The sequence below is a fragment of the Oceanobacillus piezotolerans genome (genome assembly GCF_003665065.1).
Lineage (GTDB): Bacteria > Bacillota > Bacilli > Bacillales > Amphibacillaceae > Oceanobacillus > Oceanobacillus piezotolerans.
This window is the reverse complement of the sequence record NZ_RCHR01000002.1, coordinates 487,709-501,499: the sequence shown is the minus strand read 5'-3', so window position 1 is coordinate 501,499 and position 13,791 is coordinate 487,709. Positions and strand designations below refer to the sequence as shown.

The following is a 13,791-nucleotide window of genomic DNA, read 5'->3' as shown; positions in this document are numbered from 1 at the left end:
GGCTGGATGAAGAGTATTGTTAGGAAGGTGTTGGGATAAGAGCATGTAGGATAAGTTTAAGTAAAAAGCAATTTTAACCTGGGTTGGAGTTGCTTTTTTCCTTAGTCTTTATTTTAAAGGTAAAGTGCCGTATAATAAATCTAAGAAAATTTAAAATAGTGTGGGATGATATATGCCAAGTATAAACGATATCTCTATAGGACAAACAGCTCGTTTAGAGCGCGAATTTACGGAAGAGGATGTCAGGGTCAGTAAGGAATTAACGAGAGACTATAGCCCCGTTTATGATAAGGATGAGCAAGCTTGGAAAAAGCATTACCCTAAACCAATTGTGCCCGCTTTGCTTACAGAAGGTTTAATTACACAAGTGATCAGCTCCAAGCTACCCGGGATTCCTTGTGTTCTATTACAAAAAGATTTAGTATTTTATTCACCAGTTCATGTTGGAGAAGTTATTACAGCTGAGCTAGTTATTATTGATATCAATAAGGAGAGAAATTGGTTAACCCAAAAAGTTACTTGTTATGACGTAGATGGGAAAGAGGTAATAAAAGGACAAGTTGTGATATATGTTTTAGATAATTCGTTATGATAGGTGATGCCAAAATGATAACCGAAAAAAGTTATAAATTAGATACATATGGGAATCTAGAGACCAACTTGAATAACGAAATAACATATGTGAGTCCCGTTTTCTGCAAACGCTTTAATCTTTCAGGAGAAGAAATGATAGGACGTCAACTCAAAACGGTTATGAAATTTGATAAGCGGACAAATAAAAAAGGTGTCTTTTTCACGCTAATCAATAGCGTGCCATGTCTAATAAAGATTTTTCACCAAGAGGATAAAAATATAATTCAAATTATGATCACAGGGGACGATGTTTCTCATTCTGAGTTGGTCTCCTTTATCAATTCAATGGAAATGAAAAAATACAAGAAAAAAACGGTTGAACATCAGCGATATCATTTTGAGGATATTATTGGAAATAGTCCAGCGATGCAGCGTGTGAAGGAATTGGCTTCCAAAATTGCAACGGGAAATTCTACGATACTATTAACTGGTGAAAGTGGTACTGGAAAGGAATTATTTGCACAGGCAATTCATGGATTAAGCTCAAGAAAATCACATTCCTTCATTGCTGTGAATTGTGTCGCTATCCCTGACGAGCTATTCGAGTCAGAGCTTTTTGGTTATGAACCTGGAGCATTCAGTGGGGCTAAAAAGGAGGGAAAACCAGGAAAAATTGAACTGGCTCAAAACGGAACTTTATTCTTGGACGAAATTTCAGAACTATCTTATCAAGCACAAGGAAAATTGCTTCGTGTTTTACAGGAAAGAGAAGTAGAAAGATTGGGAGGTACGACTAGGAAGCAAGTTGATATCCGTATTATTGCTGCAACAAACAGGGATTTAAAAAAAATGGTCGACAAAGGAGAGTTTCGCCAGGATTTATATTATCGTTTATATGTATTTGAGCTACAAATCCCTCCATTAAGAGTGAGGAAAGAAGATATTTTGCCCTTAACCCATTTTTTCATTGACTATTACAATCGGCACTTTGATAAGGAAGTATCCTATATTGATTCCACAATGGAGGAATGGCTTCTTTCTTATGAGTGGCCAGGGAATGTTAGGGAATTAAAAGCATGCATTGAGCGAGGAATGAACATAGTGGAAAAGGATACGCTCTCGTTGGATTTACTCTATATACAAACAAGCAGTAACCACGCGTCGAGTCGTATAGCATCGAACAATAATACCACTCTAGTAAGCTTGGAGGATATTGTACAACAAGCCGAAATGCAAGCGATAAAAGAAGCGCTAGAACAAACAAACGGAGATAAAATGCTTGCTGCTCAAAAGTTAAAGATTCATGTTGCCAGTTTATACCGTAAGATTGCTAAGTATAACTTGAAAATAAAATAATAGAGAAACTTCGAATAAGCCACGGAAGAAAATGATCGGGGCTTATTTTTATTTTGATTTCAATGTATTCTCGCAAATTTGTTTCGTAGGGCTGCGAATAAATAGTATATTCGCAAATATGAGATTGGGAAAATGGGTATGTGATGGGAGATAAAATCTGGCATAATTTTTGCTTATTAAATAGTAAAAGGAGGGAATGTCGTGTTAGATTTTTCATTTACGGAAGAGCAAGAGTATTTTAGAAATATGCTGAGGGAATTTGCAAAGGAAGAATTACTTCCTAATTATACAAAATGGGATCGGGAAGGGACGATGCCTAAGCACCTTTGGAAAAAGTTGGGGGACTTAGGAGTTAATGGGCTTCGGATTCCGGTAGAATATGGAGGAAGTGAAGCGGATTGCGTAATGACTGGAATAGCCGCAGAAGAAATAGGGAGAGGAGATTTTAACTTAACCTATGCTGTGATGCTGAACTCTTTAATAGGAGAGATTATCAACAACCATGCAAGCGAGGAATTAAAACAAGAATGGCTTCCACAAATCTCAAGTGGGGAAAAGATTGTTGGAATCGCATTGACGGAACCGGCAGCAGGAACAGATGCAGCAGGTATTCAAACAACTGCCGTGTATAAAAACGGTGTTTATGTAGTAAATGGTGAAAAATCAGGGATTAGTGTGGCAACGATTGGTGACGCTTTCATTATATTTGCAAAAACCAATCCAGAATTAGGAAATCGAGGGATTAGTGCATTTATTTGTCCAGCAGAGCTGCCAGGGGTAGAGTGCAAAGGTTATGAAGACATGGGGAATATTCCAATCGGACGCGGATCGATTTATCTAAATGATGTAGAGCTACCTGAGAAATATTTGATAGGGCTAGAAAATAAAGGGTTTTCTCAAGTTATGAATGGATTTGACCTTAGTCGCTTGCTAATTGGACTTCAATGTGTTGGTGCCGCATTCCAGAGCTTAGATGAAACAATTGAGCATGTTAAGGTGCGACAATCCTTTGGCAAGCCGCTTGCGAAATATCAAGCAGTCTCCTTTCCAATTGTGACACATTATACCCAGCTTGAGATGATTAAATGGCAGGCGTACCGCGGGTTATGGCTACGTGACCAAGGTTTAAAGCATTCCAAAGAATCCGCATCTGTTAAGTGGCTTGGACCCAAGTGCAGCCAAGAAGCAATTCATGAGTGTTTACTACTAAATGGGCATTATGCCTACACAAAAGAAATGGCGTTGGAACAGCGATTGCGTGATGTAATTGGATTGGAAATTGGGGATGGAACGGCACAAGCAAATCAAATGGTCATTGCAAATGACATTATTGGGAAAGAATTCAGGTCCTATGAGAGACCAGCTGTTACGAAATAAAGGAGTGGAAATAAGATGGAACTTACAGATATTTTATATGAAAAACAGGACGGTATTGCAAAACTTACAATTAATCGACCAGATAGGTTAAATGCTTTTCGAGCACAAACGATTAATGAATTAATTTGGGCATTACGCGATGCATGGGATGATAATCGCGTTGGTGTTGTTGTTCTGACTGGTGCTGGAGAGAAAGCTTTTTGCGTAGGTGGCGATCAAAAGGAAAAGGGTTCAGAAGGCGGCTATGACTACTCCGGTGGGCTCGGTGGGGGAATCGGGCTGGAGGTAGAGAACCTTCATCAAACGATTCGCAATATACCAAAGCCAGTCATCGCAGCAGTAAATGGCTATGCAATAGGTGGCGGGCATGTTTTACATGTGGTTTGTGATTTAACGATTGCAGCAGATTCTGCTAAATTTGGGCAAAGTGGTCCAAAGGTTGGCAGCTATGATGCCGGCTATGGTTCAGCCTATTTAGCAAGAATTGTTGGGGAGAAGAAGGCAAGAGAGATTTGGTACCTATGTGAGCAATATACAGCTGAGGAATGCAAGGAAATGGGCTTAGTTAACAAAATAGTACCTGCGAATCAACTGCAAGCCGAAGCGGATGCTTGGGCAAAGAAAATATTAGAAAAGAGTCCAACTGCCATTAAGATGTTGAAGTATTCCTTTAATGCAGACTCTGCAAGCATTCAAGGTATTTCCCAACTATCTATGGCCAGCCTTGCTATGTTCTACAACACGGAGGAATCAAATGAAGGAAAGAATGCCTTTTTAGAAAAACGTGCTGTTGACTTTCAGCAATTTAGAAAGTGATAGGAGGGAGAAATATGGGGAAGTTCGAAACTCTGTTAACAGATACTTATATTGAAAAGTATCAATCGCTTTGGCCAAATAAGACGATTTTGGATTATTTAAATGAAGCAATCGAAAAGTATCCTGATAATACAGCAATTGTGGATGTGAAAAGCAGGTATACTTACCGAGAGCTTGGGAAGATAGTGGACAGAGTGGCAATCGGTTTAAAAGAATTTGGCTTAGAAAAAGAGGATGTTATTTCTTTACAATTACCAAACTGGAATGAATTTATTATTTTGCATTTAGCAGCAACGCGAATTGGGGCCATCACCAATCCGCTTGTACCAATCTTTCGCGACCGTGAGATTAATTATATGTTGAGCATGACAGAAGCAAAAATGCTTGTTATTCCAGATACCTTCCGTAATTTTAATTATCCTGAAATGGTGAATCGATTAATTAATGGCTGGCCAGCGATGGAGAAAGTATTTGTAATAGGAGAAAACGTTCCAGAAGAGATGGAATCGCTATCTGTTTTGTTCGATGAACCATGGGAGAAAATAAGGGACATCGCAGAACTGGATAACATTACACATGATCCAAATGAGGTCACAGAAATTATCTTTACCTCAGGTACAACAGGAGATCCAAAAGGGGTCATGCATACACATAATACGCTTTGTGTTTCTACAAATTATTGGATTGACCGTCTACATTTAACATCGGAGGATGTTATGTTTATGGCTTCTACCTTTGCCCACCAAGCTGGATTTGGTTATGGGGTTCGATTACCTATTCATATCGCTGGAACAGGTGTATATCAGGATATTTGGAATCCTCAAGAATTTATTCAGTTAATCAAAAAAGAAAACATTACCTTTACTGCAGGGGCTACTCCATTTCTTCAAGATACGGTACAACTGGATGGAATCGAAAACCAACCAATCGACAAACTCCGAGCATTTGTCACTATCGGAGCACCAATACCAAGACCATTAGTAAAAGAAGCGAAGAGTAAAGTGAATTTTACAATTTTAGCAGGCTGGGGGCAATCGGAGAATGGTCTAGTGACATTGACTTCTCTAAATGATTCAGAAGAAAAACTTACAGGTACTGATGGTTTTGCGTTTCCGGGGATGGAAGTAATGGTAGTAGATGATAATTTCAGGGAATGCCGTCCAAATGAGGAAGGTTCGTTATTAAGTAAAGGACCGGCACAATTTGTTGGTTATCTAAAACGAATGGATATAACAGAAGCTGAACATCATGATGGTTGGTTTATTACAGGGGATAGAGCGGTTATGGATGAGGATGGATATATCCGTATTTCTGGTCGGGATAAAGATATTATTATTCGAGGTGGTGAGAATATCCCGGTTGCCTATATTGAAAACGTTTTATATGAACATCCTGATATTTCTGTAGCACAAGTTGTTGCCATGCCAGACACTCGCTTACAGGAAAGAGCGTGTGCTTTTATTAGTTTGAAGTCAGGTAAGGAAGCAATGACGCTGGAGGAATTGAAGAACTATTTACAAGAAAAAGGAGTAGCAAAACAATATTGGCCAGAGCATTTGGAGGTTGTAGAAGACTTTCCTAGAACACCAAGTGGGAAGATTCAAAAGTTCCGATTGCGTGAGCAAATAAGACAGCAGCTCAATCAAGTGGACTGATTTTTGGAAGGATTACGGAAAACGAACAATAAAGGGAGGAAGAATCAATATGAAAAAGGTGGCCTTTGTTACAGGAGCAGGTAGTGGGATTGGTAGAGAGATTGCTAAGCTGCTAGCATCAAAATCAACTAAAGTTGTAGTTGCAGACATTAATATGACGAATGCAGAAGAAACTGTATCAATGATAAAAGAGACTGAAGGAGAAGCGACAGCTGTTTATTGTGATGTGACGACATTGGAAAGTGTTAAGGAAGCGGTGAAGGAATCTACTGAACAATATGGCTCGATTGATGTTTTAGTCAATAATGCAGGCTGGGATAAGGTAGAACCTTTCCTGAACAGTGAACCAAGTACTTGGAAACGAATCATGGATATTAACTTAATGGGACAAATCCATACTTGTAAAGAAATACTGCCAATTATGATTGACCAGGGTTCTGGAAAAGTAGTCAATATAGCTTCTGATTCTGGACGTGTTGGATCAAGTGGGGAGGCTGTATATTCTGCTGCTAAAGGTGGGGTGATCGCCCTTACAAAAACACTAGCTCGTGAAATGGCTAGACATAATATTAATGTTAACTGTGTTGCCCCAGGTCCAAGTGATACACCACTGTTCCAGGAAATTGGCACCTATAATCAAGGAATAACCAAAGCACTGGAAAAAGCTATTCCATTTCGGCGCTTAGCGAAGCCTACAGATATTGCAGGAGCGGTTGTATATTTTGCATCATCAGAAGCGGATTATGTGACAGGACAGACGCTATCTGTAAATGGAGGGCTAACTATGGTGTAAAAACGTGACTCACTCTTCTGTAGGGTGAGTCTTCCAACTAACATAGGATAGGGGGAGATAAGATGATTGAAAGAATCTCTGTTATTGGAAGTGGAACAATGGGACGAGGTATTGCGTATCAAGCAGCTCTTTCCGGTTTCCACGTTCATCTGCAGGATATTTCTGAACAGGCGTTAAACCAAGCCAAATTGTTTATAGAAGAGCTTGCCAATAAGAGCTTTGAAAAAGGGTTTATTAATAAGGAGCAATACCATGGTGCCCTGGATGAAATATACTATACAACAAAGATTAATGAGGCTGTAAAGGATACAGATTTAGTCATCGAAGCAGTGTTAGAAAAAATCGACATCAAAATAGAAGTGTTTAGACAAGTGAATGAATATGCGCCAGAGCATGCCATCCTTGCAACTAATACTTCGACTATGAGCCCTACAGAAATTGGTGCAAGTACAAAGCAGCCTGAAAAGTTTATTGCAATGCATTTTTTTAACCCTGTCCATCGGATGAAACTAATCGAAATAATCCGCGGAATGGATACAGCTAATGAAACAGTTGATGCGATAAAATTTGTTGCAGAGAAGATGGGTAAAGAAACAGTAGAAGTCAATGAATTCCCTGGTTTCGTTACAAGCAGAATGAATTGCGTGATTGGAAACGAAGCAATGAACATGCTGATGGAAGGGGTTGCTTCGCCAGAAGATATTGATAAAGCGATTAAGCTTGGACTAAACCATCCAATGGGACCACTGGAAATGGCGGATTTAGTTGGACTGGATACTAGATTACGAAACATGGAATACCTTTACCAGAACCTGGGCGAGAAATATCGTCCTTCTCCGTTACTTGTAAAATACGTTAAATCAGGGCGATTAGGCAGAAAATCAGGGAAAGGATTTTATGATTATGAAAGAGAGGGAATACGTCTATGAATTTTGAGTTCTCAGAGGATATTAAATCCCTTAAGGAAGGGATACGAGATTTTATTGACAATGAAGTAGAACCATATGCGATGGAAATTGAAGAAACAAATGAAATTCCTGAACGGATTATGGAAAAATCCAAACAAATGGGACTCTTTGCCCTTAGTGTACCCGAGGAATATGGTGGACTTGGTTTAAACATGGTCGGAAAATGTGCAGTTTTAGAGGAGGTTGGAAGAACCCATAATGGATTCACGACTGTCATTGGCGGCCATACCGGAATTGGAGGTGTAGGGATTGTTGAAATGGGTACAGAAGAACAAAAGCAAAAGTATCTCCCAGCCATGGCATCAGGTGAGAAAATTGGCGCCTTTGCGTTAACAGAGCCTAGTGCAGGCTCCCATGCTTCCAATTTACAAACAACTGCTGTGAAAAAAGGGGATAAATACATTATTAATGGAAGCAAACATTACATTACCAATGCTCCAATAGCAGATATATTTACTGTGATGGCGGTGACAGACCCATCAAAAGGAACCAGGGGAATAACGTCGTTTATTATTGAAAAGGATACGCCTGGTCTAACGATTGGTAAAATTGAACAGAAAATGGGGCTTCATGGTTCACATTCTTCTGAAGTTTTCTTCGAGGATTGTGAAGTTCCAGTTGAAAATGTACTTGGAGAAGAAGGCCAAGGTTATGTAAATGCATTAAAGATTTTAGCGAATGGAAGAGCTGGAATGGCTGCGAGGAACCTTGGTTCTGCTGACAAACTTCTGGAAATGTCCATTGACTATGCCCATAATCGAATTCAATTTGATAAGCCGATTTTTGAGCAGCAAATTATTCAGCATTACCTAGCAGAGATGGCTGTAGATGTAGAAGCACTTCGTTCAATGGTTTATCGTGTTGCATCGATGGTAGACGAAGGTAAAAAAGTAATTAAAGAAGCAGCTATGGTCAAATTATTAGGTTCTGAGGTGTATAACCGTGTAGCAGATAAAGCTGTTCAAATTCATGGTGGACTTGGATATATTTCTGAATATCCAATCGAACGCTTCTACAGAGATGCACGAATTACAAGAATCTACGAAGGTACCTCTGAAATTCAGAAAAATATTATTGCCTCCCAGCTTCATCGTCAGTACGAAAAAAGGGGTGTTGCTCATGGAGTTTGAGAATATTTTGCTTTTAAAAGAGGAAGCAATTGCCACCATTCGTATTAATCGGCCAGATGTACGGAATGCATTAAATGGAACTACCATAAAAGAAATCATGTATGCTATGGAGCAATTAGAAGCGGACTCAGAAATAAAAGTAATCATTTTTACCGGTTCCGGTGAAAAGGCATTTGCAGCTGGTGCTGATATTAATCAGCTAACCAAAAGACAACCACTGGATGCTTTTTCAAAAGGAAGTATGTCAGAAGTTTACCGTTGCATTGAAAATAGTAAAAAGGCAACGATTGCAGCTATTAATGGCTATGCACTAGGCGGTGGACTGGAGCTTGCACTGGCATGTGATATTCGCATAGCATCCAATAATGCCAAACTTGGTTTGCCAGAATTGAATTTAGCTGTTATCCCAGGAGCAGGTGGAACACAACGTCTAGCACGTGTAGTAGGAAGAGGAAAAGCTTTGGATATGATTTTGACAGGAGAATTTATACTTGCCGATGAAGCGAAGGAAATCGGTCTAGTTTCCCAGGTGGTTTTCCAAGAAGAGCTTATGGAAACGGCAAAGGAAAAAGCACGACGTATCTCGCAAAAAGGTCCTATTGCGATTCAAATGGCTAAGATAGCTGTAAACAAGGGATATGATGTGGATATGGATACAGCTCTTCTAATTGAAAATTTAGCACAAGCATTGTTATATGGTACGGATGATAAAGTGGAAGGAACCCAAGCATTTCTAGAAAAAAGAAATGCTACTTTTGCAGGGAATTAGAGTTTGGGAGAAGGTGAAACATGAAGTTAACAGGAAAAAATATACTGGTAACTGGAGCAGCAAAAGGCATTGGGCGCCAGCTTGCAATAGAGGCAGCTTCTAGGGGAGCAAATATTGCCGTCCACTATTACCAATCTGAGGAAGAGGCTTCCAATACAATAGAAGAAGTCAAAAAGTTCGGTGTAGAAGTGATTAGTGTAAAGGCAGATCTTGCAGATTTTCAGGAAGCAGAAGCAATGAAGAATAAAATATTTGCTGAGTTTGGTCCTATTGATGGGATTGTAAATAATGCTGGTTACGCTCAAATGAAATCATTCTTCGAGTATGAACCAGAGGAATGGAAAAAGGAAGTAGATGTTTGTCTCCACGGTGTGCTGAACCTTGCATATATCTTTGTTCCAGGTATGAAGGAGAGAGGGCAAGGAAAGTTTGTTAATATCGTTGGCGACTCAGCTCGTACCGGAGACCGACATTTAATTGTTTCCGCGGCAGCACGAAATGGGGCAATTAGTTTTCTGAAGTCTTTAGCTAAAGAAGTAGGAAGGGATCATATTCAGTGTAATACGGTTTCCATTGGAATGATTGATCAAGGTGAGTTTACTGACGATATGATAGCAAAGATGGTGAGAAATTATCCAATGAAGCGGCTTGGAAACGCGGCAGATGTTAGTGGTGCGGTATTGTTTTTACTATCTGATGAAGCAGATTGGATTACGGGGCAAGTGCTAAGCGTTAATGGGGGCCATAATATGTTTGGTTGAATGAATGGGAAAATAAAAGTCATCGTCTGTGCGTCGATGGCTTTTTCTATCAGTCTAGTAAGAAAGGGAGAGAGGCATGGGAAATAGAGATGCGGTGATTGTTGAGGCAGTCCGTCTGCCAGTTGGGAGAAGAAAAGGAGTTTATTCGGATACAAGAGCAGAATATTTGTTAGCAGCAATTTTAAAGGGAGTTATGGATCGGACTGGAATAGATGCTGGTTTGATTGATGACATTATCGTTGGCTGTGTGACCCAAAATGAGGAGCAAGGTAATAATATTGCACGGATTGCCTCATTAATGGCTGGATTGCCAAAAGATGTACCTGCAATGACGATTAATCGTAAATGTGGATCATCACAGCATGCTGTCAATCAAGCCGCACAAAGTATTATAAGTGGAGATTGTGATGTTGTCATTGCAGCAGGTGTAGAACATATGACAAGGCATCCGATGGGCTCAGATAAAGTACCAGAACCGGAGGAGTTAAATGAAAAATATGAAGTAGTAACCCAAGGGGAGGCGGCTGAACGGATTGCAGATAAATGGGGTTTTTCAAGAGAGGAACTAGATGACTTTGCCGTTCGAAGCCATAAGTTGGCTGCTAAAGCATCGGAGAATGGGGCATTCCATCGTGAAATCCTCCCAATAGAAGTAGAAAAAGATGGAGAGCGGATTCTTGTTACAGAGGATGAGGGGATTCGTCCAAATAGTAGTGTAAAGAAACTAGCTGCTTTAAAGACAGTCTTCCGGGAAGAGGGGAAGATAACGGCAGGAAATGCAAGTCAAATTAGTGATGGGGCAGCAGCTGTCTTGATAATGTCGAGAGAAAAAGCAGAAGCGTTAGGTTTAAAACCCCGCGCTAAAATTGTAGCAAGAGATGTGATAGGTTCTGATCCTACTTTGATGCTTACTGGCCCAATTCCATTAACGAAACGATTGTTAGAGAAGACTGGATTATGTGTTTCAGATATTGATGTGTTTGAATGCAATGAAGCTTTTGCTTCGGTTGCATTAGCGTGGATGATGGAAATCCAACCTGATATTGAAAAGGTAAATCCTCGTGGTGGCGCTATTGCATTAGGTCATCCAACAGGTGCTAGTGGTGCACGGATTATGACAACTTTGCTTCATGAATTAGAGGATTTAGATAAGCGATATGGGCTGCAGGTGATGTGTTGTGGTGGTGGGATGGCTACGGGGACTGTGATAGAGCGGGTTAATTAAAGCACTAATATCTATCTGTGGTGGCAGGGAAAGTACTATTCCTTGCCACAATTTATAAAGTAACCTGAATGAAGTTGTTCATTTTTTGAAGGTCCAATTTGGAAAATAGTGAATTGGCAATTATTTGGAAAGATGCTGGCAACAAGGATAAAACATTCATATTTCAAGAAATATGCTCTTTGAAAGAACTAGAATCAACTACTCTATAAAAAATAAATTCTAAGAATCCTCATCCTAAATCTCCTTCACATCTACTGAACGAATAAATGAAATAAACGCTTTAACAATATTAACCTGTAATGACTCCTCATGATAATACATCCAAGTTTTCCGAATGATTGGCTTTCCTGATGCATCCAGAAGAGGTTTAACAAAAAGTTCTGGATGGGGACGTACAACCAGGGATGCCATAATAGCGTAGCCAAGTCCATTAATAACCATTTCTTTACATGTTTCTACTTGATTAACGTGAATCTTTACATTAGGACTTTCATAAAAATGATGGTACCACCAATTATCAACAAGGTTACGCATTAAATCATCTGTATGATAATCAATACGTGGCAAGAAAGGGAGGTCTTTAAGTTCAAATTCCCAAGGAGCAGTGACGCATATGTCCTCTTCGTAAAGCAATTCCTTTTCACCTTTCCATGGATAATCCCCTTTAACAAAACTGAGGTGAACATCGTGATTTAATAACAACCGATGCATGTCACTACTCCATCCAGTAACAAGTTCAAATTCAACGTTTGGATATTTTTTCTTAAATAGGCGCAGTAGTTTAGGCATTTTATTTAAAGCGAAAAAATTGGATACTCCAACTTTTAATGTCCCTGTTACTTGGTCTTTCATGTTATTAATTTTTTCTTCAATCATGTGCTGCTGCTGAATCATCTTTTTCGCATGCTGAGCGAGCTGTTCCCCTTCCGGTGTAAAGGACACTCCTCTTCTCTTTCTTAAAATGATAGGAACACTATAGTAATCTTCTAACTTTTTAATCCTGGTTGTTAATGTTGGTTGCGACAAAAATAGTTGATGAGCAGCCTTTGATATATTTTCAGTTTCTCTTAAAGTCACCAACATTTCCCAGTCTTGATAGTTCATAACATCACCACCAAATAGAAATGTAATTAAGGTATAGATTTTATTTATGTTTAATTATAAATATTATATATTTTTATAATATTTATATCAATTGTATAATTGTTATAATAAATAGAATAGTCATATAAATTGGAGGGTGAGTTATGAAAATAAAGGAAACATTTGCCCCAGGATTAGACGGCGTGATTGCGGCAGAAACAGAGATTTCGTTTTTAGATGTAGAGAAAGAGAAGATTATCATTCAAGGCTATGATCTCATCGAATTATCTAAAAACAAGGATTATCTAGAAGTTGTCCATTTATTATTAGAAGGCGTATTGCCTAACGCTTCCGAAAAAGCTGCACTAAAAGAGCGATTAGCAGTGAACTATGAACTGCCAACAAACGTGTTAAAAGTATTGGACTTGTTGTCTCCCGAAATCCACCCAATGGATGCTATGCGTACTGGAATCTCCGTACTTGCTGGACATGATGATTCTATTGATGACCGTTCCTTAGAGGTAAATAAAAAACGTGCGTATCAACTATTAGGGCTGATGCCAACGTTGACGGTAAATAGCTATCGAATATTGAATGGAAAAGAACCCGTTGCACCGTTGAAGGATTTGTCCTATAGTGAAAACTTTTTGTATATGATTACTGGCCAGAAACCAACAGAGCTAGAAACTAGAGTGTTTGACCAACTGCTTCTATTATACAGTGAACATGAAATGCCTAATTCGACGTTTACCGCAAGAGTAATAGCTTCCACCAATTCAGATCTATATGGTGCGTTAACTGGGGCAATTTCTTCGTTGAAAGGTAATTTACATGGAGGTGCGAATGAAGCGGTAATGTACATGCTTCAGGAAGCGGATACGATAGACGGTTTTGAGGCGATTATCCATGAAAAACTACGTCAGAAGGAAAAAATTATGGGATTTGGACATCGTGTCTATATGAAAAAAATGGATCCAAGAGCGGTAATTGTGAAGGAAGCATTAAAAGAACTTTCCAGTATAGATGGAGATAATTCGTTATTAGAGAAATGTGAAGCGGGAGAACGTATCATGGCAGAAGAAAAGGGACTATATCCTAATCTAGATTATTATGCTGCGCCAGTATACTTTAAGCTTGGCATTCCTATCCCTCTGTATACCCCGATTTTCTTTAGTGCAAGAACAGCAGGTATCGCTGCACATGTCATGGAACAACATGAAAACAATCGAATATTCAGACCACGTGTCAACTATATTGGAAAGCAGTATGAGTGAAATTTATTCTT

General features: G+C 39.3%; 13 protein-coding genes. 12 read left to right on the top strand and 1 reads right to left on the bottom strand.

All coding sequences use genetic code 11. The annotated features are described in order from the left end of the window. Positions 1-172 precede the first annotated feature (172 nt). From D8M04_RS06745 to D8M04_RS06695, 11 genes are all read left to right on the top strand, one after another. Positions 173-592: a hotdog family protein gene (locus D8M04_RS06745; protein ID WP_121522141.1), complete on the top strand. Its 420-nt coding sequence runs from the start codon at positions 173-175 to the stop codon at positions 590-592. 14 nt (positions 593-606) lie between these two features. Next, positions 607-1,929 carry a sigma-54 interaction domain-containing protein gene (locus tag D8M04_RS06740; protein ID WP_158595091.1) on the top strand — a complete coding sequence of 441 codons (1,323 nt, stop codon included), beginning with the start codon at positions 607-609 and terminating at the stop codon, positions 1,927-1,929. A gap of 201 nt (positions 1,930-2,130) precedes the next feature. Beyond that, positions 2,131-3,306, top strand: coding sequence for an acyl-CoA dehydrogenase family protein (locus tag D8M04_RS06735; RefSeq protein WP_121522139.1), 1,176 nt, complete (start codon positions 2,131-2,133; stop codon positions 3,304-3,306). Between the two features lie 15 nt (positions 3,307-3,321). Then, a complete protein-coding gene (gene menB / locus D8M04_RS06730; RefSeq protein ID WP_121522138.1) occupies positions 3,322-4,122 on the top strand; it encodes a 1,4-dihydroxy-2-naphthoyl-CoA synthase in 801 nt (266 codons plus the stop codon). A gap of 14 nt (positions 4,123-4,136) precedes the next feature. Beyond that, the gene (locus D8M04_RS06725) at positions 4,137-5,777 is read left to right on the top strand and encodes an AMP-binding protein (protein WP_121522137.1); all 1,641 of its coding nucleotides are present in this window, start codon (positions 4,137-4,139) and stop codon (positions 5,775-5,777) included. 49 nt (positions 5,778-5,826) lie between these two features. Continuing rightward, positions 5,827-6,570, top strand: a complete 744-nt coding sequence (locus D8M04_RS06720) for an SDR family NAD(P)-dependent oxidoreductase (protein WP_187695415.1) — start codon at positions 5,827-5,829, stop codon at positions 6,568-6,570. Between the two features lie 65 nt (positions 6,571-6,635). Beyond that, on the top strand, positions 6,636-7,499 hold the full coding sequence (locus tag D8M04_RS06715) for a 3-hydroxyacyl-CoA dehydrogenase (protein WP_121522390.1): 864 nt from the start codon (positions 6,636-6,638) through the stop codon (positions 7,497-7,499). Next, complete coding sequence (locus tag D8M04_RS06710) at positions 7,496-8,668, top strand: acyl-CoA dehydrogenase family protein (RefSeq protein WP_121522135.1); 1,173 nt, start codon at positions 7,496-7,498, stop codon at positions 8,666-8,668. The genes D8M04_RS06715 and D8M04_RS06710 overlap by 4 nt, the downstream gene beginning before the upstream one ends. Further along, the gene (locus D8M04_RS06705; protein WP_121522134.1) at positions 8,658-9,437 is read left to right on the top strand and encodes an enoyl-CoA hydratase/isomerase family protein; all 780 of its coding nucleotides are present in this window, start codon (positions 8,658-8,660) and stop codon (positions 9,435-9,437) included. Before D8M04_RS06710 ends, D8M04_RS06705 begins: the two co-directional genes overlap by 11 nt. Positions 9,438-9,457: 20 nt before the next feature. Then, positions 9,458-10,198, top strand: a complete 741-nt coding sequence (locus D8M04_RS06700) for an SDR family NAD(P)-dependent oxidoreductase (RefSeq protein WP_121522133.1) — start codon at positions 9,458-9,460, stop codon at positions 10,196-10,198. 76 nt (positions 10,199-10,274) lie between these two features. Then, positions 10,275-11,423 carry a thiolase family protein gene (locus D8M04_RS06695; protein ID WP_121522132.1) on the top strand — a complete coding sequence of 383 codons (1,149 nt, stop codon included), beginning with the start codon at positions 10,275-10,277 and terminating at the stop codon, positions 11,421-11,423. A 234-nt stretch (positions 11,424-11,657) separates the two neighbouring features. Here D8M04_RS06695 and D8M04_RS06690 read toward each other — a convergent pair whose 3' ends face one another. Then, entirely contained in the window at positions 11,658-12,527 is an 870-nt protein-coding gene (locus D8M04_RS06690; protein ID WP_121522131.1) for a LysR family transcriptional regulator, read from the bottom strand. Positions 12,528-12,670: 143 nt separating this feature from the next. On the opposite strand from D8M04_RS06690, the gene mmgD reads away from it, so the two are divergent. Next, positions 12,671-13,780, top strand: a complete 1,110-nt coding sequence (mmgD, locus tag D8M04_RS06685; protein WP_121522130.1) for a citrate synthase — start codon at positions 12,671-12,673, stop codon at positions 13,778-13,780. Positions 13,781-13,791 lie beyond the last annotated feature (11 nt).

Coding starts and splice junctions, on each gene's coding strand:
- D8M04_RS06745 (WP_121522141.1), top strand. CDS start 173: ATGCCAAGTATAAACGATATCTCTATAGGACAAACAGCTCGTTTAGAG.
- D8M04_RS06740 (WP_158595091.1), top strand. CDS start 607: ATGATAACCGAAAAAAGTTATAAATTAGATACATATGGGAATCTAGAG.
- menB (WP_121522138.1), top strand. CDS start 3,322: ATGGAACTTACAGATATTTTATATGAAAAACAGGACGGTATTGCAAAA.
- D8M04_RS06725 (WP_121522137.1), top strand. CDS start 4,137: ATGGGGAAGTTCGAAACTCTGTTAACAGATACTTATATTGAAAAGTAT.
- D8M04_RS06720 (WP_187695415.1), top strand. CDS start 5,827: ATGAAAAAGGTGGCCTTTGTTACAGGAGCAGGTAGTGGGATTGGTAGA.
- D8M04_RS06710 (WP_121522135.1), top strand. CDS start 7,496: ATGAATTTTGAGTTCTCAGAGGATATTAAATCCCTTAAGGAAGGGATA.
- D8M04_RS06705 (WP_121522134.1), top strand. CDS start 8,658: ATGGAGTTTGAGAATATTTTGCTTTTAAAAGAGGAAGCAATTGCCACC.
- D8M04_RS06700 (WP_121522133.1), top strand. CDS start 9,458: ATGAAGTTAACAGGAAAAAATATACTGGTAACTGGAGCAGCAAAAGGC.
- D8M04_RS06695 (WP_121522132.1), top strand. CDS start 10,275: ATGGGAAATAGAGATGCGGTGATTGTTGAGGCAGTCCGTCTGCCAGTT.
- D8M04_RS06690 (WP_121522131.1), bottom strand. CDS start 12,527: ATGAACTATCAAGACTGGGAAATGTTGGTGACTTTAAGAGAAACTGAA.
- mmgD (WP_121522130.1), top strand. CDS start 12,671: ATGAAAATAAAGGAAACATTTGCCCCAGGATTAGACGGCGTGATTGCG.